The 25,881-nt window shown below is 35.3% G+C and carries 22 protein-coding genes; 2 read left to right on the top strand and 20 right to left on the bottom strand.

Going from position 1 to position 25,881, the window contains the following annotated elements; genetic code table 11:
- The first annotated feature begins 235 nt into the window (after positions 1-235).
- The gene (locus IEV35_RS09495; RefSeq protein ID WP_188384419.1) at positions 236-439 is read left to right on the top strand and encodes a hypothetical protein; all 204 of its coding nucleotides are present in this window, start codon (positions 236-238) and stop codon (positions 437-439) included.
- Positions 440-447: 8 nt separating this feature from the next.
- Here the strand turns inward: IEV35_RS09495 and IEV35_RS09500 are convergent, their stop codons facing one another.
- The 3 genes from IEV35_RS09500 to IEV35_RS09510 form a co-directional block, all read right to left on the bottom strand.
- Entirely contained in the window at positions 448-990 is a 543-nt protein-coding gene (locus IEV35_RS09500) for a hypothetical protein (RefSeq protein ID WP_229740706.1), read from the bottom strand.
- 280 nt (positions 991-1,270) lie between these two features.
- On the bottom strand, positions 1,271-1,480 hold the full coding sequence (locus IEV35_RS09505; protein ID WP_188384420.1) for a hypothetical protein: 210 nt from the start codon (positions 1,478-1,480) through the stop codon (positions 1,271-1,273).
- Positions 1,481-1,504: 24 nt separating this feature from the next.
- Positions 1,505-2,218 carry a GAP family protein gene (locus tag IEV35_RS09510; RefSeq protein WP_188384421.1) on the bottom strand — a complete coding sequence of 238 codons (714 nt, stop codon included), beginning with the start codon at positions 2,216-2,218 and terminating at the stop codon, positions 1,505-1,507.
- A 97-nt stretch (positions 2,219-2,315) separates the two neighbouring features.
- On the opposite strand from IEV35_RS09510, the gene IEV35_RS09515 reads away from it, so the two are divergent.
- Positions 2,316-2,909, top strand: coding sequence for a TetR/AcrR family transcriptional regulator (locus tag IEV35_RS09515; protein ID WP_188384422.1), 594 nt, complete (start codon positions 2,316-2,318; stop codon positions 2,907-2,909).
- A gap of 310 nt (positions 2,910-3,219) precedes the next feature.
- Here IEV35_RS09515 and IEV35_RS09520 read toward each other — a convergent pair whose 3' ends face one another.
- The 17 genes from IEV35_RS09520 to IEV35_RS09600 all read right to left on the bottom strand — a co-directional run bounded on the left by IEV35_RS09520 (position 3,220) and on the right by IEV35_RS09600 (position 25,740).
- On the bottom strand, positions 3,220-3,954 hold the full coding sequence (locus tag IEV35_RS09520; RefSeq protein WP_121448723.1) for a class I SAM-dependent methyltransferase: 735 nt from the start codon (positions 3,952-3,954) through the stop codon (positions 3,220-3,222).
- A gap of 190 nt (positions 3,955-4,144) precedes the next feature.
- Positions 4,145-5,113, bottom strand: coding sequence for an alpha/beta fold hydrolase (locus IEV35_RS09525; protein ID WP_229740707.1), 969 nt, complete (start codon positions 5,111-5,113; stop codon positions 4,145-4,147).
- A gap of 71 nt (positions 5,114-5,184) precedes the next feature.
- On the bottom strand, positions 5,185-5,421 hold the full coding sequence (locus tag IEV35_RS09530; RefSeq protein ID WP_077318144.1) for an AbrB/MazE/SpoVT family DNA-binding domain-containing protein: 237 nt from the start codon (positions 5,419-5,421) through the stop codon (positions 5,185-5,187).
- 847 nt (positions 5,422-6,268) lie between these two features.
- On the bottom strand, positions 6,269-7,648 hold the full coding sequence (gene rlmD / locus IEV35_RS09535; protein WP_188384424.1) for a 23S rRNA (uracil(1939)-C(5))-methyltransferase RlmD: 1,380 nt from the start codon (positions 7,646-7,648) through the stop codon (positions 6,269-6,271).
- A gap of 64 nt (positions 7,649-7,712) precedes the next feature.
- Positions 7,713-8,627, bottom strand: a complete 915-nt coding sequence (locus tag IEV35_RS09540) for a diacylglycerol kinase (RefSeq protein WP_188384425.1) — start codon at positions 8,625-8,627, stop codon at positions 7,713-7,715.
- A gap of 582 nt (positions 8,628-9,209) precedes the next feature.
- A complete protein-coding gene (gene gatB / locus IEV35_RS09545; protein ID WP_188384426.1) occupies positions 9,210-10,640 on the bottom strand; it encodes an Asp-tRNA(Asn)/Glu-tRNA(Gln) amidotransferase subunit GatB in 1,431 nt (476 codons plus the stop codon).
- Positions 10,640-12,106: an Asp-tRNA(Asn)/Glu-tRNA(Gln) amidotransferase subunit GatA gene (gene gatA / locus IEV35_RS09550; RefSeq protein WP_188384427.1), complete on the bottom strand. Its 1,467-nt coding sequence runs from the start codon at positions 12,104-12,106 to the stop codon at positions 10,640-10,642. The genes gatB and gatA overlap by 1 nt, the downstream gene beginning before the upstream one ends.
- A 13-nt stretch (positions 12,107-12,119) precedes the next feature.
- On the bottom strand, positions 12,120-12,410 hold the full coding sequence (gatC, locus tag IEV35_RS09555; protein ID WP_188384428.1) for an Asp-tRNA(Asn)/Glu-tRNA(Gln) amidotransferase subunit GatC: 291 nt from the start codon (positions 12,408-12,410) through the stop codon (positions 12,120-12,122).
- Between the two features lie 166 nt (positions 12,411-12,576).
- Positions 12,577-14,115 carry a sodium/proline symporter PutP gene (gene putP, locus IEV35_RS09560; protein WP_188384429.1) on the bottom strand — a complete coding sequence of 513 codons (1,539 nt, stop codon included), beginning with the start codon at positions 14,113-14,115 and terminating at the stop codon, positions 12,577-12,579.
- A 441-nt stretch (positions 14,116-14,556) separates the two neighbouring features.
- Complete coding sequence (locus tag IEV35_RS09565) at positions 14,557-14,706, bottom strand: hypothetical protein (RefSeq protein ID WP_188384430.1); 150 nt, start codon at positions 14,704-14,706, stop codon at positions 14,557-14,559.
- Positions 14,707-14,721: 15 nt separating this feature from the next.
- Entirely contained in the window at positions 14,722-15,987 is a 1,266-nt protein-coding gene (locus IEV35_RS09570) for a helix-turn-helix domain-containing protein (RefSeq protein ID WP_188384431.1), read from the bottom strand.
- Between the two features lie 294 nt (positions 15,988-16,281).
- Entirely contained in the window at positions 16,282-17,829 is a 1,548-nt protein-coding gene (gene pruA, locus IEV35_RS09575; protein WP_188384432.1) for an L-glutamate gamma-semialdehyde dehydrogenase, read from the bottom strand.
- A gap of 151 nt (positions 17,830-17,980) precedes the next feature.
- Entirely contained in the window at positions 17,981-19,087 is a 1,107-nt protein-coding gene (locus IEV35_RS09580) for a CamS family sex pheromone protein (protein WP_188384433.1), read from the bottom strand.
- Positions 19,088-19,099: 12 nt separating this feature from the next.
- Positions 19,100-21,106 carry an NAD-dependent DNA ligase LigA gene (gene ligA / locus IEV35_RS09585; protein WP_188384434.1) on the bottom strand — a complete coding sequence of 669 codons (2,007 nt, stop codon included), beginning with the start codon at positions 21,104-21,106 and terminating at the stop codon, positions 19,100-19,102.
- A 15-nt stretch (positions 21,107-21,121) separates the two neighbouring features.
- Entirely contained in the window at positions 21,122-23,392 is a 2,271-nt protein-coding gene (gene pcrA / locus IEV35_RS09590; protein WP_188384435.1) for a DNA helicase PcrA, read from the bottom strand.
- Between the two features lie 57 nt (positions 23,393-23,449).
- On the bottom strand, positions 23,450-24,127 hold the full coding sequence (gene pcrB / locus IEV35_RS09595; protein WP_188384436.1) for a heptaprenylglyceryl phosphate synthase: 678 nt from the start codon (positions 24,125-24,127) through the stop codon (positions 23,450-23,452).
- A 416-nt stretch (positions 24,128-24,543) separates the two neighbouring features.
- Positions 24,544-25,740, bottom strand: coding sequence for a class I SAM-dependent rRNA methyltransferase (locus IEV35_RS09600; RefSeq protein ID WP_188384437.1), 1,197 nt, complete (start codon positions 25,738-25,740; stop codon positions 24,544-24,546).
- Positions 25,741-25,881: the final 141 nt, after the last annotated feature.

The raw sequence follows: 25,881 nt of genomic DNA on the forward strand, positions 1-25,881 counted from the left end.
TTTTTCGGTGTTGGAATAAAGATTTGATAATGGAATGAAGAAAAATAATGGAAAAAAGAGATCAAGAGAAAAGAGAAAATATTGAATGAGTATTGATTTATTATTGAATTGGATATTGGATAAACCCAGTAATGACAAGGATTTAGGAACATAACTGCATTGAAAAGATATTGGAAAACACATGAAAAAATCGGGCTCCTGGTGAGGAAAACCCGAGATATTATTGAGTTTTTTATTGAAAAAGCAAATGTTTATTATGACAGAATTGGTGGTGCAAGCAGCAAGAGTTTATTATGGTTGCCAAGAGTTTATTCGAGATCTACATAATAGAAATAATGATTTCAATGATAAAAGAGAAACACGTATTCCGTCTGGTATGTCTCTGATTTGTGAAATAGATATGTTTATACATCCAAACCAATCTCTGATTTCTATATAGAGTTTTAGTTAATTTGGTCTTTCCATCTCACTCATGAATAACCACGAACCGAGTACCAAAACAATAATAACTACGTAAAACAGAACCGTTTTCAATTTAGGCCTACTACCATTTATTAAAACTTCAACGCCCAATGGAAGAAGTGCGATGCAGAGCCCAGTTAATGAAATAATCGTTGTCATATTTGTTCCTTTTAGCACCCCTAACGCTAAGGTAAACATCACTCCTAGAGCAAGCGAACGAAACCATCCAAAAACTTTAGACGCATATGCTCCTATAGCTAATACAATCCATCCAAAAAAGATAGAGAAATTTAATATATTAACAACATGGAACATGCCATAAAAATCTCCTACAAGGTTTGTAGCAACGTCAACGTCTGTACTTCTTACAATTTGAAAAGCGAAATGATCTACTCCCGAGTGGAACGCTCTTGCAAATAGACCAACAATGACTAATAAGCCACCCCAAAAACCTAAACGTGGTTTTTTATTACTAATTAATTGTACAAGTATTAAAACAGCTGGAAATAGTAGAATTGTTCCAATCAAAAAAAGACTATAGGATATAAGCATTAAGGTCGGATGTGTATTATAAGCAGCTAGCTGATCTGGGAAAAAGAAATTAAATCTTATTCTCAGCAAAGCAGAAATAACTAATAGGATGGGAGCTACGATTTAAGAAATTCCCCCAAGCCATCTTCCTGGAAAATTTGCTAAACCCTCATGTAATGCTTTTTTCTGTTGATTCATTTTTTCACCTCTTGCCTGGTACATACATTTTCGTAACCATCATCATCACTATTACATTTTTAGTCTTACGCTAATAACGCTAAGATAAACTAGATTTTTTTATGGAAAATAAACCAATAATCCCACCAATAACAATCAACAAAATGTCTATAACAATTTCCCAACCTTGAAACGCCTCAATGTAATTCACTAAAAACCAACTTTTCCCACCATTGGTTAAATGATTGATTAAACCTCCCACTCCTTGAATTAGGAGTAGTAAACTAATTCCACTAATAATCTCTTTCATGTTTATACACCTCGTTTAATATTTTTAACTTAAAATCCCACGAATACCAATATTGAAAAAAACTGCACCTATTACACCTATTGCTACTAATAGTGAAGTAATCGGTACTTCATTTAATTTTGTTCTTATATTTTTCAGAAAGTGCTGCAGTTTATCGTTAAACACAATACTAATTCCTAACAATAATAAGGAAGGTAACACCATTACAAGATTGTACCCAATTATTACAAATATAGAAGAGAAAGAATTAATCGACAGATGATTTAATAAAAAAACCGAATAGAAATAAGGCAATGCCGTTACAAATTCAATAAGAAACACAATAATACCCAAAATAATTATTCCCTTAATTGTTGTCTGTCTTGGAATCCATGACGTAAGACGTTCTATTGTGCTGTCTTTTGGTTTTATGAAGCTAATTAAAACAAGAAGTGTTCCCGTAATAGTATAGAACCAATTTATAAAATCAAATTCAGATAATTTTCCAATCAACTCCAATAGTGTATCTCCACCAAAGTACAGTAATAAACCAATCATGAAATAACCTAACTGAATAACAAGTAAAAATACAAATAGACGAGAAGATAGCTGATTAGGTTGTGTAAGTAATAAATAGCCCGTAATAGCTAGCACACCAGGACTTAATATATCAACTAAGGCACATATGGAAATAATTAGTAGGGCTAAGGATATATCTATTGATGAGGAAGGCATCATTGTTTCAATTAATTCAATCAAATAATTAGTCCCCCTTTATATAGTGTGATATTATCATAATAACACACTGTGCTAAAAAGATAATAACACACTGTATTAAAAAAGGAAGTGGTTTTCTATGCCCAAAATAGTTAATCATGAGCAAAAAAGAAAATTAATTGCTGAAGCTGCATGGAAGATAATTAAAAACGAAGGAATTGAAAAAGCATCTATACGAAAGGTTGCAGCAGAAGCCGGCATGTCTTCTGGTGCTTTAAGACATTACTTCTCAACTCAGGATGAAATGCTCTTGTTTATTATGGACTACTTCTTTGATGCAGGAAAAAAACGCTCTGATCATAAAGAATGGTCAAAAGATCCATTAAAGGCCGTTGAGGAAGTTTTACTAGAGCTAGTACCAATCGATGAAGAAAAGAAAATTGAAACGAGTGTTTGGTGGATTTTTGCACTCCGTTCTCTTACGAGTGATGCATTAAAAGAAAAGAAAGACGAATTGACTGATGGTACATATGTCCTAGCAAATTCAATGTTAGAGATATTAACTCAAAAAGGAATATTATTGGATTCAGTTAATGTAGATTTAGAGAGAAGTCGGTTATCTGCATTGATTGAAGGGATGTCATTTCATGCTTTGTTAAGACCAGATGTGTATACTCCAGAAATGGTGAAGGAAGTAATCAGTTACCATTTAAAAACACTCTGTAATAAATAAAAAACACTCGGAAGTAGATAATTCATTCTCGTTAGATTATCTACTTCCACCCTTATGATTATTAATAAAATGAGTATTGATTTGTTATTGAGATTATATTGAGTGGGATATTGGATAAACCCAGTAATATGAATGAGTTAGGACATAACTGTATTGAGAAGATATTGGAAAGGGATGAAAAACTAGGATTCTATTTAGGAAAACTCGAGCTAAAAAAATGACTAAAGCAGCCGGCATTTTTGTATCTTTTTCAACAAAGAAATCTTGCTTCTTTATCCCCCTATACTAAATTTTATATTGAGCGAACAAATTACTTTCTCTTTTTAGCCGAGACAATCAACATCATAGGGCGTCGCATTTCATCCTTCATACTTGGAATATTCATCATATTTTTTGGCGGTTGTGGCTCCACAATCTGATTTATTATAAAACCATTTGAAAGCAGTGTATTTAGATATGTGGTCAGTGTTCTATGATATTTTGTAACCTTTTCTCCCAAAAATACAGTTGTCCGTTTTCCCTCATAATAATAATTATCCACTGGGAAATGCAGAATTTCTCCTTTTTCGTTATAATACCAGTCTTGTGTTCCATAGGAAGTAAAAACAGGGTGTTCAACCGTAAAAATAAGTGTTCCATTTGGTTTTAACATTTTATACAAGTTATTAATCAAATCCTCATAGTCTTCTATATAATGAAACGCAAGTGAACTTAATATTACATCAAAGCTCTCCTCTGGAAAATCCACATCCTCTATGGCACAGCATTCATATTCAACTTCTGGAAAATGAGTTTTTTCTTTTGCTACTTCAAGCATTTTATGAGAAATATCAACACCTACAACAGAAGAAGCACCGTGTTCCATCGCATAAATACAGTGCCATCCATAGCCACATCCTAAATCAAGCACACGCTTATCTTTAAAATCCGGCAGCAGCTTTTTCAATGTTTCCCATTCTCCTGCACCAGCCAATCCCTGTAGTGAGCGACTCATCTGACTATATTTTTGAAAAAATATATCATCATCATATTTGTTTTCTTTCATCTGAATTCCCCTCGTTTAAAAAGTTAAAGGTTGTATGCTTTCCATGCTGCATTGCCTCATCTATTACTGCCATTTCCTTTTTACATTATTAACCCAAGGATATAGCAATGAAAAAAATGTGAAAATTACAGTAAAGAAATAACAAGATTTATAAGATAAAAAGTTCTGGTGGGATTAGTACACCTAAATTTTACAATTCTTTTAAAAAACTAACCAAAATCCCCGTAAATTCCTTTGGCTTGTCGTAGTGAATATCATGTCCAGGTGTATCAACATCTACTCTCTTACCATTATCCAATAATTCAATAACCCGATCTGCATCTTCATCTGATAAAGCTGCTACTAATAAGTCTCCATCATAAGATGTTTTAGCTTTAATGAATACAGTAGGACTTTTGATTTTTGATAACACTTCTGATTGATTGTAATCTTCAAACCATGAATGATCATAAAATGTTTCTCCGAATTTACGGTCATAAGTATACGTTTCAGATTCAAATATTCTATTAATTTGTGGAGGTAAATACACTAAATGTACTGGCTCATTTGGGTGTTTCTCACGATACCTGATAGCATCTTTCGAAAATTTATTCCAGAGAAAATTTCCAAATAACTTCTTCCAGTAACTGTGCTCTAAAGAATAAGCAAAATAATCTTTCACTCCATGTTGATTCTTATAATCTTCATACATTTGAAATCCATATACCCACACATAGGTGTTTTCTCGTCGATTTAGTTCTGTTGCGAAGAAAGGTGAGTCCTCAATCACTGTGCCTAGCACTAATTCAGGGTAATGGGCCGCCAACCATGCTGCAATCATACCACCAGACGAATGACCTGATAAAACTACTTTATCACAAATCTCTACTTCGATAAATTCTGCAAAATCCTTGGCCATTGCCTTAGCTGAATATTTTTCAGGATTCCAATCGGATTCTCCATGACCATGACAATCAACCGCATAAACATGGTAGTGCTCTGAAATTTCAGGCAATACTTTTGCATAATCTTCCCACATCATAGCTTGTCCGTGAATTAATAGCAGTGGTGTTTTTCCGTTACTTGGTCCTTCACCATAATTTAATACAGTACCATCTTTTAATTTTATTTGCTTTTCAGTAAATCCTTTATTGTACATTTTTGTTAATGGTTTCTTCATGTATGTCATATTCGTGTAAAAGTAAGATCCAATTAATGTTATTAGCAGCAGTATTATTACTACAACATATATCATTCCGATTCCTCATCCGATACTTTTATAGGTTTTGAATTTAAAATCGCTTCAGCTAATTCAAAGAACGCTTCTTGTTTAACTAGTGCTATACCTTGTTTCTCATCACCTAGCATTAGTAAAGAGTCACCTGGTTTAATATTAAATATATCTCTTGCTTCTTTTGGAATGACAATTTGTCCTTTAGTACCGACTTTCACCGTCCCAAAAATATGTTTTCCCTCTGGATGTGCCATTATAATTCCGCCTTTCCCATTGTAAATATATTTTATCTCTTATTTGTACAACCGAATATATTAAGTATTACTTTTCATACAAATTATACTGCTTTGCTTATCATAGTTCAAGGTACTACATCGGACCAAGAAATAACAATTGACCTACAAACATTTATGGAAAGGGAATATTGAGATCATATTTAGTAGGGTGTTGAGAATATAAAGGTCGAAAAGATATCGAAAAGGCAGGAAAAAACTCGGGATCCTGTTGAGGAAAACCCGAGATATTATTGGATTTATTATTGAAAAAGCAATTGTTTATTATGACAGAATTGGTGGTGAAGTTAGCAAGAGTTTATTTTGACAGTCAAGTGTTTATTATTGATCTACAATTCCTGTACAACCATAATAAACTCCTCCTTTTTTCCGCCCCTCCAACCCGCATTCCACCGTTCGAGTCATAATAAAGTTTTGCTACAGACCCCTCATTTTTATCCAATTTTGGATTAAAATCGGTCGGTTTTCGGGCCTTTTTCGGCTGTTTTTTCATGGTTTTTTCGGAGTTGGAATAAAGTTCTGCCATAATAGAGGGAAGAAAATAATCGAGAAAAGATATGAAGAAAAAAGAGAAAAGTATTGGGTTAGTATGGATTTGTTATTGAGTTCGATATTGGATAAACCCAATGACGGCAAGGGTTAGGACAAAAATAAAAGGGAAGAAAAAGAACTCTTTTCTCCCCCATTCATTCATCTATTATCCGAGTAATTGTTGAGTTTTATATTGAAAAAGCAAATGTTTATTCTTACAGAATTGGTGGTGAAGTTAGCAAGAGTTTATTATGATTGCCAAGAGTTTATTCGAGATCTACAACTTTTTCTCAAGCCAAGCCACACTCTCAATATGCATACTCTGCGGGAACATATCCACCGGTTGCACTTCTTTCGTTCCATACCCACCATCTTCTAATATGCGTAAATCACGAGCTAAGGTTGATGGATTACAAGAGACGTATACAATCCGCTTCGGCCCCATTTCAATCATTGCTTGGAGCAATCCTTCATCACAGCCTTTACGTGGTGGATCAACGACGATTACATCCGGTCGTAAACCTTCTTCTTTCCACTTTGGCATGACTTCTTCTGCCGTTCCAACTGCAAATTCCACATTAGTCATTCCATTTAACTTGGCATTGACTCGTGCATCATCAATTGCTTCAGGAACAACTTCTACTCCATACACTTTCTTTGCCTTTTGTGCTAAAAATAATGAGATTGTCCCAATTCCACAATAAGCATCAATCACTGTATCCTCTTCATCGATTGCTGCATATTCCAGTGCCTTTTCATAAAGGTGCTTCGTTTGTGTCGGGTTAACCTGATAGAATGACTTAGCTGATATAGCAAAACGAACAGAACCAATCGAATCATAAATATATTCTTGGCCCCATAACACGTTCGTCTTCTCTCCTAAAATGACATTTGTTTTTGTAGGATTTATGTTATGGATAATTGATTTTACGTTAGGATAAGTCTCTGTCAGCTCTCGAATAAATTCCTTTGCATGAGGTAGTTCCTTCGTGCGTGTAATAAGTACAATCATCGTTTCCTTCGTTTCTTTTCCAGTACGAACCATAATATGGCGAAGTACTCCGGTATGACTTTTCTCATCATAAGCCTCAATACCAACCCGATTAGCAATACGACGAACCGCTTCAACCATCCGATCATTTAAGTCTTCTTGCACAATACATGTATCCATATCTTCAATTATATTGTGAGAGCGCATTTGATAGAATCCAGTAATTAATTCCCCATCCTTTTCCCCAACAGGGATTGCTACTTTATTACGATATCGCCATGGATCCTCCATACCAATTGTAGGATGCACCGGAACATGATCTAGATGTGCAATTTTCCTCATGACATTTTTCACTTGTTGTTGCTTCATCGATAGTTGTAGATTGTAACTCATATGTTGAATTTGGCACCCACCACATTTATAAAACACATCACATGGAGGTTCCACGCGCTCTGGACTAGCATTTTTCACTTCTAATAATTTTCCGAAGCCAAAGTTTTTATTTACTTTTACCACTTTTACGATTGCTTCTTCTCCCGGCAATCCATATGGAACAAATAGTGGATAACCTTCAATTTTTCCTACTCCATTTCCTTCGTGGGTTAGATTTTCAAAGCGAATCGTAATTGTTTCATTCTTTTTAACTGGAGCTTTTTGTTTAGCCATATATGTATCTTCCTTTACGTGCAAATTATTATTTAATCTTATCATGAACAAAGGAGACTACCAATTATTCAGTAGTCTCCCGCTCTAAGTAGGTTTTCGGAACAAAAATATCAATATGTTGTTGGAGATTACGGAATTCACCTGGTAATAGTCCGCCATACTCTCCATCAATATTTAATTGCATTTTATCTTCGGGGGTAACTTTGATATGTTTAGCTTTTGCATAAATTACGTGATTATCCTCTAAATGTGCACCTCTTGCTGCTAAACCTGCAATTCGCACAAACTCAGCTAGATTTGTTTTCCGTAGAATAAGTAAGTCAAAGTATCCATCATCCAGACAAGCGTCAGGAGCTAATTTTTCAAATCCACCAACAGAATTGGTATTGGAAATTAAGAATAACATAATATCTTCTTCGATCATATTTCCATCATATTCAATCTTTACTTTAGCTGGTTTTAATGATGGCAGCATTTCTATCCCTTTAACGTAATAGGCTAGCTGTCCTAGCATTGTTTTTAATTTTATTGGTACATCATATGTTAGTTCCGTCAGTTTTCCTCCACCAGCTATATTAATAAAGTATTGTTCATTTACTTTACCAATATCGAGAAGCATAGAATGATTTTCAATAATGACATCTACAGCTTTTTGGATACTATCACGTGGAATCGTTAATGCTCTAGCAAAGTCATTAGTTGTACCCACTGGAATAACCCCTAGCCTCGGTCGATAGTCTTGTTCTGCAAGGCCATTGACTACCTCGTTAATCGTTCCATCACCACCGGCAGCAATGACAATATCATATTCTCTTTCAACCGCTATACGTGCAGCTTCTCTTGCATCACCTTCTCCGGTTGTTGCATGGGCTGATGCTTCATATCCTGCTTGTTCTAATTTTTCTAGTACTGCTGGCAATTCCTTCTTAAATGCTTCTCTACCTGATGTCGGATTGTAAATAATTCGGGCCCTTTTCATATAACATGTCCCCTCTCCATTGCTACTTTATGCTAGAAATGGTTTTTATATTATCTATTTAGGTAACTGGATAATTTTTCTTGTATTACTATTCTAGCCATATTTTCTGATTTTGAAAAGTTTTAGGGTAAATATGGCTTTGGTAGTTGAGAGTTCGCTTCATGTATGTTTTGCTTCCTTCTTCATTTTGATTATGACTCCTATGTAAAATGATGAATGGGATGAGCTTATATTTCATTTTCGAGTTGGGTAGTGCATGAAACGATGTTTGGGAGCTTCCCATTCTTCATTTTCTTAATGAAAAGGACTTGAAATGATGTATGACAGCTTCTCATACTTCATTTTCTTAATGGAAGGGACTTGAAATGATGTATGACAGCTCTCCATACTTCATTTTCTTGATGAAAGGGACTCGAAATGATGTATGACAGCTCCCCATCTTTCATTTTGACCATGATTCAAGCTTAAAATGAAGAATGAGAACTCCCCTCCTTTATACATTTAAACTATTACCGCAATAAAAAGTACCCCCATCCAAAGACAAAAAAATCATACGGGAGAAGTATTCTCCCATATGATTTCTTATCGTTTATTCATTTCTTCTACTAAAATCTTGTTCACCATTGGTGGGTTTGCTTGACCTTTTGTTGCTTTCATTACTTGTCCTACTAGGAAGCCAAGTGCACGGTCTTTCCCATTCTTATAGTCAATGATCGACTGTTCATTATCATTTAAAATACCAGTAATGATTTCACGTAATTGACCTTCATCTGAAATTTGAACAAGTCCTTTTGCTTTAACGATTTCTTCAGGATCGCCACCTTTTTCTACTAGTTCAGCAAAAACTTTCTTCGCAATCTTAGATGAAATTGTTCCTTCCTCAATTAACTTAATCATTTTCCCTAGAGATTCAGGTGTTATAGCTAAATCATGAAGTTCTTTCAAGTGCTTGTTCATATAGCCAGAGATATCACCCATTAACCAGTTACCTACAAGTTTAATGTCTGCTCCATGGCTAACGGTTTCCTCAAAGAAATCTGCCATTTCTTTAGATGAAGTTAAGTTTGTTGCATCATAATCTGATAAGCCTAGCTCATCCATATATCGTTGTTTACGTGCATCTGGAAGCTCTGGGATTTCTTGACGGATGCGTTCCTTCCAAGCGTCATCAATGTACAATGGTACAAGATCTGGCTCAGGGAAGTAACGATAATCATCAGAACCTTCTTTCACACGCATTAGAATTGTTTCTTTTGTTTTCTCATCAAAACGACGAGTTTCTTGTAATATCTCTCCACCTGAAAGTAACACTTTTTCTTGACGTTTTTCCTCAAACTCTAATCCTTTTTGTACAAACGCAAAGGAGTTTAAGTTCTTCAATTCAGCCTTTGTACCGAATTTTTCTTGTCCATATGGGCGAAGTGAGATGTTTGCGTCACAGCGAAGTGAACCTTCTTGCATTTTCACATCGGAAACACCAGTATATTGGATAATTGTCTTTAACTTCTCAAGGTATGCATACGCTTCTTCCGGTGTACGCATATCTGGCTCGGATACAATCTCAATAAGTGGAGTTCCTTGACGGTTAAAGTCCACATAAGAATAGCCATCTTCACCGTGTGTTAATTTACCAGCATCTTCCTCTAGGTGTACACGGGTAATTCCGATTTTCTTCTTCTTACCGCCAACCTCGATTTCAATCCAACCATGTTCCCCAATTGGTTGATCAAATTGAGAAATTTGATATGCTTTCGGATTATCTGGATAGAAGTAATTTTTACGATCAAATTTTGTATGTGTCGCAATTTCACAATTAAGTGCCATAGCTGCTTTCATCGCAAAGTTAACCGCTTCTTCATTTAATACAGGAAGAACACCCGGATATCCTAGGTCGATTGGGTTTACATTTGTATTTGGATCTGCTCCGAACGCATTTGGGCTCGGGCTAAATATTTTTGATTTTGTTTTTAATTCTACGTGTACTTCTAAACCAATAATTGTTTCAAAGTTCATTACATTCCACCTCCAATTTGAGGTCTCTTTTTATGATGATCAGTTGCTTGTTCAAAAGCATGTGCTGTACGATAAACCGTACTCTCATCAAAGTGTTTACCAATGATTTGTAAACCAATTGGAAGTCCTTCTGATGAGAATCCACATGGAATAGAGATTCCTGGTACTCCAGCTAAGTTAACTGGAATTGTTAGAATATCATCGACATACATCGTTAATGGATCATCAATCTTCTCTCCGACTTTAAATGCTGGAGTTGGTGAAGTTGGACCAATGACCACATCATAATCTTCAAAGATTTTATCAAAGTCATTTTTAATTAGTGTACGAACTTTTTGTGCTTTTTTATAATACGCATCATAATAACCAGAGCTAAGCGCAAATGTTCCAAGCATAATTCGACGCTTCACTTCTTCTCCGAAACCTTCACTACGAGACTTCTTAAACATATCAATCATGCTTTCTGCATTTTCTGAGCGTACACCATAACGTACTCCATCAAAACGAGCTAAGTTAGCAGATGCTTCTGATGAAGATAGTAAATAATATGCAGCAACCGCATATTTAGAGTGAGGTAAAGAAACCTCTTCCCAAGTAGCACCTAATGATTCATATACTTTTAAAGCCTCTAGCACTGCTTCTTTAACTTCCGGTTTTACACCTTCTGCTAAGTATTCTTTTGGTACTGCAATCTTTAGACCTTTCACATCACCAGTTAATGCCTCTGTGTAAGATGGAATATCTACATTGGCACTTGTTGTATCCTTATTGTCATGCCCAGCAATTACTTCTAATACACGCGCATTATCTTCTACTGTACGAGTAATTGGTCCAATTTGGTCTAGGGAAGATGCAAAGGCAACTAATCCAAACCGAGATACTAGTCCATATGTAGGTTTTAATCCAACAACACCACAAAATGCAGCTGGTTGACGAATAGAACCACCTGTATCTGAACCAAGAGAGAATAATACTTCTCCAGCCGCTACTGCTGCAGCTGAGCCGCCACTAGAGCCACCTGGCACATAATCTGTATTCCACGGATTACGTGTTGGTGTGAAACTTGAGTTTTCATTCGAAGACCCCATTGCAAACTCGTCCATATTCAACTTACCGATCGTTACGGATTTTTCGTTATTTAACTTATCCATAACCGTTGCGTCATAAAGTGGATCATCGAAATTTCTTAAAAATTGACTAGCACAAGTTGTACGAAGTCCTTTTGTAACGATATTATCTTTTATACCAGCTGGAATTCCGAATAATTTTGCTGAGGTATCTGGTTGTGCATCTAATTCTTTCGCTTTATTACGAGCATTTTCTTCATCTAACGTTAAGAAAGCATGTACTTTATCATCAACCTCTTTAATACGGTTGTAAGATTCATCAACTAAATCTGTTACCGTTATCTCTTTATTATGTAATTTTGCTTCTATTTCTTTAATACTTAAATCAAATAGTGACATTCATTTTCCCTCCTTAGTCAAGTATTGATGGCACACGGAATTGTCCATCTTTATGGTCAGGAGCATTCTTAAGTGCTTCTTCTCGTGTAATCCATTGTTTTGGTTCGTCCTTACGCATGACATTTTTCAAGTCTAATACGTGTGTCGTTGGTTCAATTCCATCTGTATCTATCTCATTCAACGTTTCTGCAAACTCTATAATTGAACTTAATTGATTCGTGAACATTTCCGCTTCTTCCTCTGATATTTCAAGTCGCGCTAAGTTAGCAACGTGTTTCACTTGTTCTTTTGTAATTTCAGCCATTATTCGCACCTCCACTATTATGTAATACTATATTTAAATTTCATAAAAAAACTTCTACAATACTATTGATAATAGCAGAATTTACTAGGTATAGGCAACTTTTGTAGAAAATTAGCATTAAAAAAACGACACTTCTCCATATTGAAGAAGTGTCGTTTACGTCTAGTTATTTTACTCTTGCTACTGTTTCATCAAATTCAGCTTCCATTTCTGGTGAAGGCTTACCTAATAAACTTACCCCTATTGTAAAGATTAGGTTCAAGATAAATCCTGGAACAATTTCATATAAGTCAAAGATTCCACCTTCTAAGAATCCGCCCCAAATAACTACTGTTACTGCCCCGGCAATAATACCTGCTAAAGCACCATTTCTAGTAATACCTTTCCAGAATAATGATAGAATTATTGTCGGTCCAAATGCAGCTCCAAATCCTGCCCAAGCATAACCTACTAGTTCAAGTACAGAGCTTTCTGGATTCATCGCAATTAGTGTTGCGATAAGCGCAATTCCTACCGTTGCAAATCTACCAATCCACACTAATTCTTTCTCAGAAGCTTGCTTGCGGAATATTGCTTTGTAGAAGTCTTCCGCTACTGCTGATGATGATACGAGTAATTGCGAGTCAACCGTACTCATAATTGCAGATAGGATTGCTGCTAATAAAATACCTGCAATGATTGGGTTAAATAAGAGTTGAGAAAATGCAATAAAGATTGTTTCCGCATTTCCTAATACTTGGACACCATTATCATCAACTACTTCAATTCCCATATTGCTTAGTATGGATACATCTTGTGTACTAATAAATGCAATTCCTACAAAACCAGTGAAGATCGCACCATATAATCCTAAAATCATCCAAGTCGTACCGATAAACTTCGCTTTTGGCACATCTTTATGAGAGCGTAAAGCCATAAAACGAACTAGAATATGAGGTTGACCAAAATACCCAAGTCCCCATGCTATACCAGAGATAATTGCTATCCCACCTGCAAATGTACCAAATCCAGCCATAATATCTAATGCATCTGGATTTATTGCTCCAACAGCTTGGACGGTTGCATCCCAACCACCCATTTCACTTATTGCAACTATTGGTACAACAATTAATGCAAAGAGCATTAATAGACCTTGGATAAAGTCTGTCCACACTACAGCTAAAAATCCACCTAAGAATGTATAGGAAACTACTACAAGTGCACCAATCCATAATGCAGCTTGGTAGGATAAACCAAATGATGCCTCAAATAATGTAGCACCAGCAACCATTCCTGAAGATGTATAAAAAGTAAAGAATAATAGAATAACAAGTGCAGAACTAACCCGAAGAATATGAGAATTGTCTTTGAAGCGATTTTCTAAGAAGTCCGGAATTGTAATCGAGTTGTTCGATACTTCCGTATAAACGCGTAGCCTTTTAGCAACGAAATGCCAGTTTAAATAAGCACCTACTGCAAGACCGATAGCCATCCAGCCACCATAAGCTCCACCAAAACCAGATACATAGATTGCACCAGGTAGACCTAATAGTAGCCAACCACTCATGTCTGATGCCCCAGCACTTAAAGCAGCAAAAGCTGGTCCTAATTTCCTTCCACCTAAAACATAGTCTGATAGATTATTAGTCCGGTAATACATGATCACCCCGATAATCATCATTAAAATTAAATAAACTATAAATGTAGCTAAAATAGTACCATCCAATTTTTACTCCCCCTTATTAGTAAATAATGATACAAGTGATAAAACAATTAGTAACGGCATTGGCACAAACATCCAAAACCAAGTAGCCCCTGTGAGTGCAAATTCTTCCATTATATAACCCCTTTCTTTTCTAATAGTACAATCCACTTAGGAAAAGTGTATGCAATATATTATGAGATAAATACTAAATTATTAAAAAATCACTTCTCCCACCTTCATAATAACACAATATTTTCCCATTAATAGTAATAGTACAAAAGTTTAGTAAAATTAACTCGTGGTTGTTATAATGTAAAATTTAGTCGAATTTAACAAAATAATCTGATTCTATGCATAAAAAAAATCCTGAAGCAGTTTCACACCACTTCAGGCAAAATCTATCATATATAGTAATAGGGTAAAAAACATAGAATTACTGACAAGCTTAAGTAAATTGATTGATTAGTACAGACTTACACTAAATGTAGACATTTTTTGGAAGATTGGTGGATGTACTTCACCAATTGCTACATCCTTTTGTTCTTCTTGCGCATATAGGGCACCAGCTAGAAGTAGGGTTCCTAAAGCTACAGATGCAATAAATTTTTTCATAGATTCATCCCTCCTTTATAGGTTAACTACTTCTTCATAAGTAAGATTAGCTAATTTATAATATTTAACGGAATCCTTATACCTTCCTAAGCCTTCCAGATATTTGCCAAGCATATTTGAGAAAACAATTAAGTTGGCGTAATCTTTCCGTTTCTGTAGGTAAGGTATAAATTCATCCATTACTAATGAAATAAATAAATCATCTTGTTTTTTAATAGCATATGTATAAGTTAGAATAGTATATTCATACAATTTATTAGAAACATCTTTTCCAGAAGAATTTAACAGTTGTTTTGCTTTTACAAGTACATCTTTAGCTTCATCTAGTTTATGGATCTTATAATACTCTTTAATGAGATTCGTGATTGCGCTTAATCTTTCATCAATGTTGACTTCTTGATCATCTACAACTTTAATAAAATATTTAATTGCTTCTTTCGAATCTCCGATAGATGCATAAAGATACCCTAAATTTTGATTGGTTAGTTGAATAATATGGTTATTTTTATTCAATTCTCCTAGATGTCTAGCCAGATTATAATGTTTTATAGATTTATCATACATCTTTATTCTTCTAAAAGAAATCCCCAACACTATGTGGCATTGTGCACATCTAATAAAGTTATATGCTTTTTGGAAAATATCAATAGCCTTGTTAGAGTACTCAATTGCTTCAAGTGTATTTAATAAAATGCTATGTGTTATAGCCATTATGTATTGTAAATCGGCAATTTCCTCTTCAGGCAGATGAATTTGTTTCAATTTTTCTTCTGCAAGCTTATACATTTTTAATGCCTGATTAGATTCACTGTTTGTAGATGCATAGTTTCCTTTAAACTTATACCAGTAATATTGATGTAAGTTATCAAAAGTGCCCGATACTTCATTTAAGCTATTAATCTGTTCTAATGCATTTTCAATTTGTCCTAAGATAAGGAAGTACCTAATCTTATGAATCTCAAACATCATTAAACTATCTGATCGAGTCATAGCAAGTAGTTCACTAAGTTCATTATACATTTCTATAATTTCTTCTTTATCGCTAACATCAAACAACATACTGTACCATTGTTCACATTTTTCTTTTATAGTAATATCATTCTCACTATTAAGGTCAATGCCAAGCCGAGTACAAAGTAAGCTTATTACTTCAGGACTTGCTTCTGTTCGGAGGTTTTCGATTTTTGACAAATAGCTCATAGAAACAATTCCATTAGCAAGTTCTTCTTGTGTCATCCCTTTTTTGACACGTTGTAATTTTATAAAGGAGCCTATTTCCATACTACTTTCCTCCTAGTTTTTGCTTCTAATTCTATTTGTTAACTATATAATATCATACTTTTTGATTTTTCATATTGGGAAAGTTGATACAAAAAAACACGAATAAAGTCCTAAAAACTTTCCTACTTTCCTAAAATGAGGAAAGTAGGAAAGTTTACGTTGAAAAAATAAGAGTCTTGTGTCGCTTGTTGTCGAACAATAGCAAATAGTGTATATTTTTCTAAGAATATTTCCTAACTTTCTTACAATTGTAAAACCCCCTTCAAATTATTGAAAGGGGGTTTCTTAAAAATTTTATAGCATCTCAGAAGTAGTCTTTCCTTGCATATGTTGGATTAGGTAGTCAGGCCCACCTGCTTTAGAGTCAGTACCAGACATATTGAATCCACCAAATGGTTGGTAACCAACGATAGCTGCAGTACATCCTCTGTTGAAGTATAAGTTACCAACATGGAAGTCTCTACGTGCTTGTTCTAGGTGCTCACGGTTATTTGTTATTACAGCACCTGTTAATCCATATTCTGTGTTATTAGCAATCTCAATTGCTTCTGTGAAATCTTTAGCCTTAGCTAAAGCTACAACAGGTCCAAAGATTTCTTCTTGCATAATGCGGGCTTTTGGATCAAGATCAGCGAATACTGTTGGGTTAACGAACCAACCTTTAGAATCGTCACCAGTTCCTCCAACTAGTAATTCTCCTTCTTCTTTTCCAATTTCTATATATTTCATAATCTTATCATAAGAAGCCTGATCGATTACTGGTCCCATGTAATTATTATCTGCAGGGTCTCCGATAGTTAATTCTTTCGTTAATTCAACGACACGATCTTTTACTTGGTCGTATACTTCTTCATGAATAACTGCTCGTGAACATGCCGAACATTTTTGTCCTGAGAAACCAAATGCTGAATGTACAATTGATTCTGCTGCAAGTTCAAGGTCAGCTTCTTTATCCACTACGATTGTGTCTTTACCACCCATTTCAAGGATAGTACGTTTTAGCCAAATTTGGCCTTCTTGAATTTTTGCTGCTTTTTCAAAAATATTTAGTCCAACATCACGGGAACCAGTAAAGCTAATAAAACGAGTACGTGGATGATTTACTAAATAATCGCCAACTTCTGCTCCCGGTCCAGGAATGTAATTAATAACACCTTTAGGCATACCTGCTTCTTCGAGTACTTCCATGAACTTGTACGCAATTACTGGTGTAACACTTGCAGGTTTTAATAATACTGTGTTACCAGTTACCATTGCTGCAACAGCTGTTCCTGCCATGATTGCAAAAGAGAAGTTCCAAGGTGAAATAACTAGCCCAACACCTAGTGGAATATAATCAAAACGGTTATGTTCAATCGGACGGCTGTTAACTGGCATACCATCTTTAAGTTTCAACATTTGGCGACCGTAATATTCTAAGAAATCGATTGCCTCAGCTGTTTCACCATCTGCTTCCTTCCATGGCTTTCCAGCTTCTTTGGCAAGATGTGCGTTAAACTCATGTTTACGACGACGAATTATTGCTGCTGCACGGAACAGAATATCAGCACGGAATTTAGCATCCGTACTTCTCCAATATGTTTGGAATGTTTCATCAGCTATTTTCATTGCTTTTTCAGCTAACTCTGTATTTGCTTTAGAAACGTAGCCAATTACCTCTTCTTTATTAGAAGGGTTAACAGAAACAATTTTATCTTCTGTCATTATTCTTTCTCCACCAATAACTAGTGGATACTCTTTTCCAAGATCTGCTTCTACTTTTTTAAGCGCTTCCAACATAAGTTGTTTATTTTCTTCTGCTGTATAATCGGTAAATGGTTCATGCGTGTAAGGTACTACCATCATAAAACCTCCCATTAAAAATCTGATTTATTCCGTTAACCGTTTCCAAAAATATGCAATATATTAGAGTTCTACATAAAAAAACGGAGTGGAATATCCACTCCTTATTCTAACGTAATATTTTATAGTGTTCAAACAATCCAATTTTTATTTAAAAAATGTGTACGATTGGGTCATCTTTTCCAGCTTCTCGATAAATATACCCTTCTAACTGATTACTGGAGCTTATCTTTATTTCAATATCATAATTATTAGGGAATTTATCTTTCACTAACATGTATGTGTATTGGGCAAAACCAAGGATTTCAGCTTTACCATTAAATTCAATTGGCACTTCAATCGTAAGTTTTTGTAATTCTTCATTCACATAAAAACCTTCACCAATATAACCCACGTAGTTCGGGAAAAACTGCGAAATTTCTTCACCAAAAGTACCTACAATTTCTGCATCATCTAAATATTTTTGCTCGGCTTCCTTAGATGGAAATAAAATATAATCTTCTTCTACTGTATCCCAATCCTTAATACTCATGTCACTTGCTTCGACGTAAGTTTTGGCAACAAAGTTACCAGGAACAGCAGAACCTCTTTGTTCTTCTCGATATAATGCAATCATGATTGGAACATCAAGAAGACCTTCTATTTGTCTTAAACGTTGCAATACAGTTGAAGCAACCTCTTTACCTGTTTTTAACATTTCTGCTTCTGAAATATCTCTATAAAATGGTCCTCTACCTTCCGCATGAAAGATATATTGAGATTTCAGGGCAATACCAATGGAAACACCGACTAACTCCACAGATTTATCTTCATTTCTTTTCAAATAATTATGTTCCAAAATATGGGTAAATGTTCTTGGATTATTTTCATAGTCTTCAATTGAAGCATCGTCTTCTAAATTAGGGTTAAGCTCATCAATCCAACTTAATACGGTGCTATAATCTAGATATTGTCCTTCTTCAAAGTAATACTTATTTGGATCAAAATATTCTTTGGAATGACGCATCAACCCTTCTTCCATTTCATCAATATCTAGTCGATTTGTTTTCATCTGATTTATAATTGCACCTCTTGCCTTACTAGTACGGTAAGGCAAAATGACACGATAATCTTCATCAGATAACTTATAAGAAGGTACGATTGACGGTGTGCCAGTTGGTTGTTCTTGCACTAATTCTTCTTCACCATTATCAAAACTAGGTGCACAACTTGCTAATAAAAGGAGTATACATAGTAACAGGATATTTAATTTTTTCATGACAACTCCTCCTTAGCCTTCTAACATATTGATAAACTCATTTTCATTCCATATTGTTATACCGAGCTGAACTGCTTTATCATATTTAGATCCTGCATCTTCTCCAGCAATAACGATATCTGTCTTTTTACTAACACTTCCAGTTACTTTACCACCTAATGCTTCGATGCGCTCTTTTGCTTCAGGCCGTGACATTTGTTCCATTTTACCAGTTAATACGATAGTCTTTCCTGCAAATGGATTATCAGTATCACTAACTTCAACAGGTCTAGGTCCGTTATAATTAAAATTCAAGCCAAGATCTTTTAATTCTTTTATTAAAGCTGTAACTTTTTCTTCTGAAAAATATTGAACAATAGAATCGGCCATTTTTTCACCTATCTCATCAATGGCGATTAGATCTTCATATGTTGCTTGTTGTAATTTTTCCATTGTCACAAATTCTGTTGCTAATGTCTTAGCAGCTTTTGCGCCAATAAATCGTATTCCTAAGCCGAATAATAGTCTCTCAAGTGAATTTTGTTTAGAGCCTTCGATAGCAGTGAGTAAATTATCGACAGATTTTTCACCCATTCGTTCCAATTTTAATAACTCTTCTCGCTCTAAACGATAAATATCTGCTATAGTTTGGATTAATCCTTCTCGGAATAATTGATTAATCACTTTTTCCCCAAGCCCTTCAATGTTCATCGCATTCCGAGAGACAAAATGAATTAAACCTTCTTGAAGTTGTGCTGGACAATTAGGATTAATACAACGTAACGCAACTTCCTCTTCTAAACGAACTAGCTCACTTCCACAAGCTGGACATTCGCTAGGCATAGCATAAGGCTCTTCTTGTCCACTACGATGTTCTGTAATAACACGAACAACTTCAGGGATGATATCTCCTGCTTTCTTAATTACTACTGAGTCACCAATCCGAATATCCTTTGCTCGAATTAAATCTTCATTGTGAAGGGAAGCACGTTGAACTGTTGTACCTGCAACACGGACTGGTTCCAGAATTGCTGTCGGGGTTACTACTCCTGTACGCCCTACACTTAATTCAATATCAATTAGTTTCGTAACTACTTCTTCAGCTGGGAATTTATAAGCAATTGCCCAACGTGGACTCTTTACTGTAAAGCCTAATTCTTCTTGGGTCTGTAAGTCATCTATTTTAATAACTATACCATCAATTTCATAAGGTAGATTTGGACGTTCTTTTGTCCAATACTCTACATATTCTAGTACCTCTTCAATGGTTTCACACTTTTTCCACTCCGGGTTTGTTCGAAACCCTAGTTCTTTTAATTGATTTAATCGTTCACTATGAGAAGTGACAGACTCTGCTTCCCATTCCCCAATTCCGTATAGAAACACATCTAAGTTACGAGATGCCGCTATTTTAGGGTCTAATTGTCTTAATGAACCAGCTGCCGCATTTCTTGGATTGGCAAAAAGTTCTTCCCCGTTTTCTTCCCGCTGTTTATTTAGAGCAAGGAATGATTTATGAGGCATGTAGCATTCTCCACGCACTTCAATTTTCCGCTTTTCCTTAATAGACAATGGGATACTTTTTATTGTACGTAAATTATGGGTAATATCTTCACCAGTTGTACCATCACCACGGGTTGCCCCTCTAACAAATTTTCCATTTTCATATGTGAGTGCAATAGCTAAACCATCAATCTTTAATTCACAAACAAAAACTAATGGCTTATTCGTCCCTTGACTTGCACGTCGAGCAAAATCACGAAGGTCTTGCTCATTAAATGCATTTCCAAGACTTAGCATGGGAATGGAATGTTGTACCTTTTGAAATCCAGCTAAAGGTTCCCCACCAACTCGTTGTGTCGGGGAATCCGTTGTAATAAGTTCTGGAAATGCCTCTTCTAATTTCCGAAGCTCTTCAAGCTTTTGGTCAAATTCTGAATCTGGTACAGTCGGCTTATCCAGGACATAATATTCATACGCATAACGATTTAATAATTCTTTTAAGGATTCGATTTTTTCTTGTGCTTGTGCTTTATCCATTCAGCCAGCACCTCCTTATTGTTTCGTAATTGGTGCAAATTTAGCAAGCAATCGTTTAATACCTGTTGGTGCAGGGAATGCAACATCAAGTTCCATTTTATCTCCTTCACCTTGAACCTTTACTACGGTACCAACGCCCCACTTCTTATGTTCTGCCTTGTCACCTGGTTTCCATGTTTCACTTTCTGCACCAGTAGATTGTTGCACGCGAACTGTACTACGACGTGGTTGCTGTGTTGGTTGACCTTGTGATTTCGGACTAGCAAAAGGACTTCTCAAATCTCTTTCACTGAAGTTTCTTCCAAATGAAGAAGAGCCAAACATCGTATTTCTCGCTTGTTCAATCCCCTCAATTAGTTCTTCAGGAATTTCATTGATAAATCGGCTTATCGGATTCATGTTTGTTCGTCCATATAACGTACGCATTTTAGCATTTGTTAAATACAACTGTTTCTCTGCACGAGTAATCCCTACATATGCTAGTCGACGTTCCTCTTCCATCTCTTCATCATCAAACATAGCACGGCTATGCGGGAAGACATTTTCTTCCAAACCGATAAGAAAGACAACCGGAAACTCAAGACCTTTAGCAGCATGTAATGTCATCAATGTTACTTTTTCATTATTCTCTGGATCTTCCTCATCCACTCGATCAATATCAGCAATTAAAGCTAAGTCCGTTAAGAAAGCAATTAATGTCTTATCCTCACTAGATGCTTCAAAATCTTTTGTTACAGTCATAAATTCTTCCAAGTTTTCAAGTCGACTTTGTGATTCTATTGTCCGTTCATTTTTCAACATTTCTTCATATCCGGAACGTTCAAGAACTTGTTCAACCATATCCGTTGCAGTTAGGAACTCTTGTTGTTGATTTAAAGTTTTAATAAGATTCCCGAATTCTGCTAAAGCATTGGCTGCTTTTTTAGGGACACCAGTAAAATCAACTACTTCAACCGCTTGATAAAAAGATAGTCCATTTTCAATCGCATAAGCTCTTAAACGCTCAATAGAAGTTTTACCAATTCCCCGTTTGGGTTCATTAACTACACGTTCAAAACTTAGATCATCATCTGGGTTAGTAATTAAACGTAAATAGGCAATCATATCTTTAATTTCTTTTCGGTCATAGAATCGCATGCCTCCTACCATTTGGTAAGCAACACCCGATTTCATTAATGTATCCTCGACTGCACGGGACTGTGCGTTAGTACGATATAATATTGCCACGTCACTAGGTGAAAATCCTTCTTCACGAATAAGTTCACGGATTTTATCCGTTATAAACAATGCCTCATCTTGTTCTGTAGCACCTTGATAATAATGAATCTTTTGTCCATCTGGGTTTTCTGTCCAAAGGTTTTTCGGTTTTCGCCCAGGATTATTAGCAATTACTTTATTTGCTGCTTCAAGAATAGATTTCGTTGAACGATAATTTTGCTCAAGAAAAACAGTTCTTGCTGCAGGATAATCTTTTTCAAAGGAGAGGATATTCGAGATATCTGCTCCACGCCAACGGTAAATCGATTGATCCGAATCTCCAACTACACATAGGTTTTGGAATCGATTCGCTAATTGTTTAACTAGTGTATATTGGGCATGGTTTGTATCTTGATACTCATCCACATGAATGTATTGAAAACGACGTTGATAATATTCCAATATTTCTGGGACACGTTTAAATAGGTGGATAGTTTGCATGATTAAATCATCAAAATCTAATGATTGGTTTTTGCGTAAAACTTTTTCATACCCTTCATAAACCTTTGCCACCTGTCGATCATAGAAATTACTTGCTTTGCTCGTAAAATCCGTAGCAGTTATTAGTTCATTCTTTGCGCTACTTATTTGATTTTGCATAGCACGAGGTTCAAATTGTTTCGTATCAATATTTAAATCTTTTAGTACTTGTTTAACTACTGATAATTGATCACTACTATCTAATATCGTAAAGTTACGACTATAGCCAATCCGATCAATATCTCTTCTTAAAATACGGACACACATAGAGTGGAACGTAGATACCCACATATCCGCCCCTTCTGGTCCAACTAGCTTACTAACACGTTCCTTCATCTCACGAGCTGCTTTATTTGTAAATGTTATCGCCAGAATATTACGTGGCGATACACCTTTTTCATCCATTAAGTATGCAATACGGTGTGTTAGTACACGAGTCTTACCACTTCCAGCACCGGCCATAATTAATAAAGGTCCCTCTGTATGTTTGACAGCCTCTTGTTGCTGTTTATTTAATCCTTTGATTAAGTCATCTACTGTACGACTCATGTCAAAACACCTTCCTTACCAATTATTATTTCTCAATTAAGTGTTTTAGTGTGAAAATTAGTTGTCTTTAACAGCTTGTACTGTTTTTAACGCTTCTTTTATATTGGTGTAGACACTATTTCCAACTACGATAACATCTGCATGTTGCTTCATTTCTTTTGCTTGTTCTGCTGTTTCAATTCCACCACCATAAAATAGTAACGTATCACGGAGTTCGTCTTTTACTTGTTTCACTAATTCTGGATTTCCATATTTCCCACTGTATTCAACATAGAAAATAGGGAGGTGAAAAATATTCTCTGCCATATAGGCATACGCAGTAACATCTTCATCTGTAGGAAGCTTACAGTTTGTATGTTCAAATGCTTTCGCTTCTTCATTTAAAATACAATAGCCTTCAACAAGTATTTCATCCCAGTTCATAATGTCTTTAAACTCTTTAATTGCTTCATGTTGGATGTCCATCATCCATTTTTTATCTTTACTGTTCATTACCATTGGGATGTAGTAATAGTCAAATCCAGGAGTAATAGCTTCCATATTCGAAATTTCTAATATCACTGGGACCGTGTATCTGCGAATACTAGACAATAAATCTAGTACACCATCTAATGTGATGTTATCTGTTCCTCCTACGATAATTGCATCCGTCCCTGATTCACAAATAAGTTCTAAATCTTCATCTGAAATTTCTTTTGCTGGATCAAGCTTGAATACGTGCTTCCATTCTTTCATATTTATATACAAAGGTCTAATCCTCCATCTACAGTAATCATTAGTTTATTATAGCAAAAATTGATAGAGGAATTTAGTGAAATGTCTAGACTTGAGTGGATTTTTATTAGGTTGTTCAATAGGTAGAGGTTTATAGGACTTAATTGGGCTCTAATCGATTCAAAAGGTAACATAGAATGATACTATGTTACCTTTTATACAGTCAATTGGACAATCGGGCTTATAGATCGATTCTATATTACCTTTCACCGCAAAAGTTACACACTTGGGCTTATAGAACGGTTCTATATTACCTTTTACTGCAAAAGTTACACATTCGGGCTTATAGAATGGTTCTATGTTACCTTTTATACTAAATTTCTTTCAAAACGGACTATACTATACTCTTACTCCGTTTCTTATAACCCAAAATACCGTTAACCCAATTTCTTAACGAATACTACTTTCAAATAATTACCTTCCTTATACTCTCGAATAGTCCGAAAATCTTCTGGAAGTGAGAATTCTTCAAGTATCTTATATTGCGTGTTCGTTTCTTCAAAGGCTTTTTTAATAAACCCTTTAAATTTCCCCATACCAAATGCACTAGAATTTGTAGAGGCAACAATTACTCCTTGATCTTCTGTTATTGCTATTGTTTCTTTTAATAGCTTTGTGTAATCTTTTTCTGCACTAAATACTAACTTTTTTGACCGTGCAAAGCTTGGTGGGTCTAAAACAACCAAATCAAATTTCAAATTTTTCCTTCCTGCATATTTGAAATACTGGAATACGTCTTCCACGATAATATCTTGTGCCTCGTAATCTATTCCGTTCAGACTAAATTGTTCAATTGTCTTTGGTTTGCTTCGATTAGCAAGATCTACACTTGTTGTTCTAGTTGCTCCTCCTAAAGCAGCAAATACTGAAAAAGCCCCAGTATAAGAAAACGTATTTAACATATTCTTTCCAGAAGCATATTTATCTCGAATAGTCTTCCGAACTTCCCGCTGATCTAAAAATACACCTACCATCGCACCTTCATTCAAATATACAGCAAAATTCACGCCATTTTCTTTAACGATTATTGGAAATTCCCCACGTTCTCCCATGACAAAGTCATCATCTTCTACATATTGACCTTTCACATCAAATCGCTTTTTCTGATAGATACCTTTAAAGTCTACTGATTCTTGAAGAGCCTCTATTATCGGCTGCTTAAAATGATAAATTCCTTTGCTATACCAATTAATTAAATAAAATCCATCAAAATAATCAATTGTAATGCCGCCGATTCCGTCCCCTTCACCATTAAAAATACGAAAAGCTGTTGTCTCTTTATCAGCAAAGAATGGTTCCCTTCTATTTATTGCTGTTAATAATCGATTTTTGAAAAATCCTTTGTCAAACTTTTCATGTTCATTTTTACTTAGTACCCAACCGTACCCTTTATTTTGTCTTCCATAATATCCTTTCGCAATAAAGGAATTCTTTTCATCGGTTAAACTGACAATTGTACCTTCATCTTTTAAATCTTTTTGGTTAATAATTGCATCTTGCAAGATGAGCGGAAAACCATTTCTATATTTTGAAACAAACTTTGATTTAATCTTTATACGTACTTCCTTTGTCATAACTTACAGTCCTATCCTCATATATTTGTTTTCTTGATTGTACCACATGGGAATAAATGCACAAAAAAGGGCTAAGACAAAAGCTTTCTCTATATAAAAAAAACTAATTCTACAATTTAGGTGCAACTAACCCGCTCCGGA

It is taken from the genome of Ornithinibacillus halotolerans, assembly GCF_014637405.1.
GTDB lineage: Bacteria > Bacillota > Bacilli > Bacillales > Amphibacillaceae > Ornithinibacillus > Ornithinibacillus halotolerans.

Bases quoted from the DNA above. Each gene is read 5' to 3' on its own strand.
- IEV35_RS09505 (WP_188384420.1), bottom strand. From the start codon at position 1,480: ATGAAAGAGATTATTAGTGGAATTAGTTTACTACTCCTAATTCAAGGA.
- IEV35_RS09515 (WP_188384422.1), top strand. From the start codon at position 2,316: ATGCCCAAAATAGTTAATCATGAGCAAAAAAGAAAATTAATTGCTGAA.
- IEV35_RS09520 (WP_121448723.1), bottom strand. From the start codon at position 3,954: ATGAAAGAAAACAAATATGATGATGATATATTTTTTCAAAAATATAGT.
- IEV35_RS09525 (WP_229740707.1), bottom strand. From the start codon at position 5,113: ATGAAGAAACCATTAACAAAAATGTACAATAAAGGATTTACTGAAAAG.
- IEV35_RS09530 (WP_077318144.1), bottom strand. From the start codon at position 5,421: ATGGCACATCCAGAGGGAAAACATATTTTTGGGACGGTGAAAGTCGGT.
- rlmD (WP_188384424.1), bottom strand. From the start codon at position 7,648: ATGGCTAAACAAAAAGCTCCAGTTAAAAAGAATGAAACAATTACGATT.
- IEV35_RS09540 (WP_188384425.1), bottom strand. From the start codon at position 8,627: ATGAAAAGGGCCCGAATTATTTACAATCCGACATCAGGTAGAGAAGCA.
- gatB (WP_188384426.1), bottom strand. From the start codon at position 10,640: ATGAACTTTGAAACAATTATTGGTTTAGAAGTACACGTAGAATTAAAA.
- gatA (WP_188384427.1), bottom strand. From the start codon at position 12,106: ATGTCACTATTTGATTTAAGTATTAAAGAAATAGAAGCAAAATTACAT.
- gatC (WP_188384428.1), bottom strand. From the start codon at position 12,410: ATGGCTGAAATTACAAAAGAACAAGTGAAACACGTTGCTAACTTAGCG.
- IEV35_RS09565 (WP_188384430.1), bottom strand. From the start codon at position 14,706: ATGAAAAAATTTATTGCATCTGTAGCTTTAGGAACCCTACTTCTAGCT.
- IEV35_RS09570 (WP_188384431.1), bottom strand. From the start codon at position 15,987: ATGGAAATAGGCTCCTTTATAAAATTACAACGTGTCAAAAAAGGGATG.
- pruA (WP_188384432.1), bottom strand. From the start codon at position 17,829: ATGGTAGTACCTTACACGCATGAACCATTTACCGATTATACAGCAGAA.
- IEV35_RS09580 (WP_188384433.1), bottom strand. From the start codon at position 19,087: ATGAAAAAATTAAATATCCTGTTACTATGTATACTCCTTTTATTAGCA.
- ligA (WP_188384434.1), bottom strand. From the start codon at position 21,106: ATGGATAAAGCACAAGCACAAGAAAAAATCGAATCCTTAAAAGAATTA.
- pcrA (WP_188384435.1), bottom strand. From the start codon at position 23,392: ATGAGTCGTACAGTAGATGACTTAATCAAAGGATTAAATAAACAGCAA.
- pcrB (WP_188384436.1), bottom strand. From the start codon at position 24,127: ATGAAAGAATGGAAGCACGTATTCAAGCTTGATCCAGCAAAAGAAATT.
- IEV35_RS09600 (WP_188384437.1), bottom strand. From the start codon at position 25,740: ATGACAAAGGAAGTACGTATAAAGATTAAATCAAAGTTTGTTTCAAAA.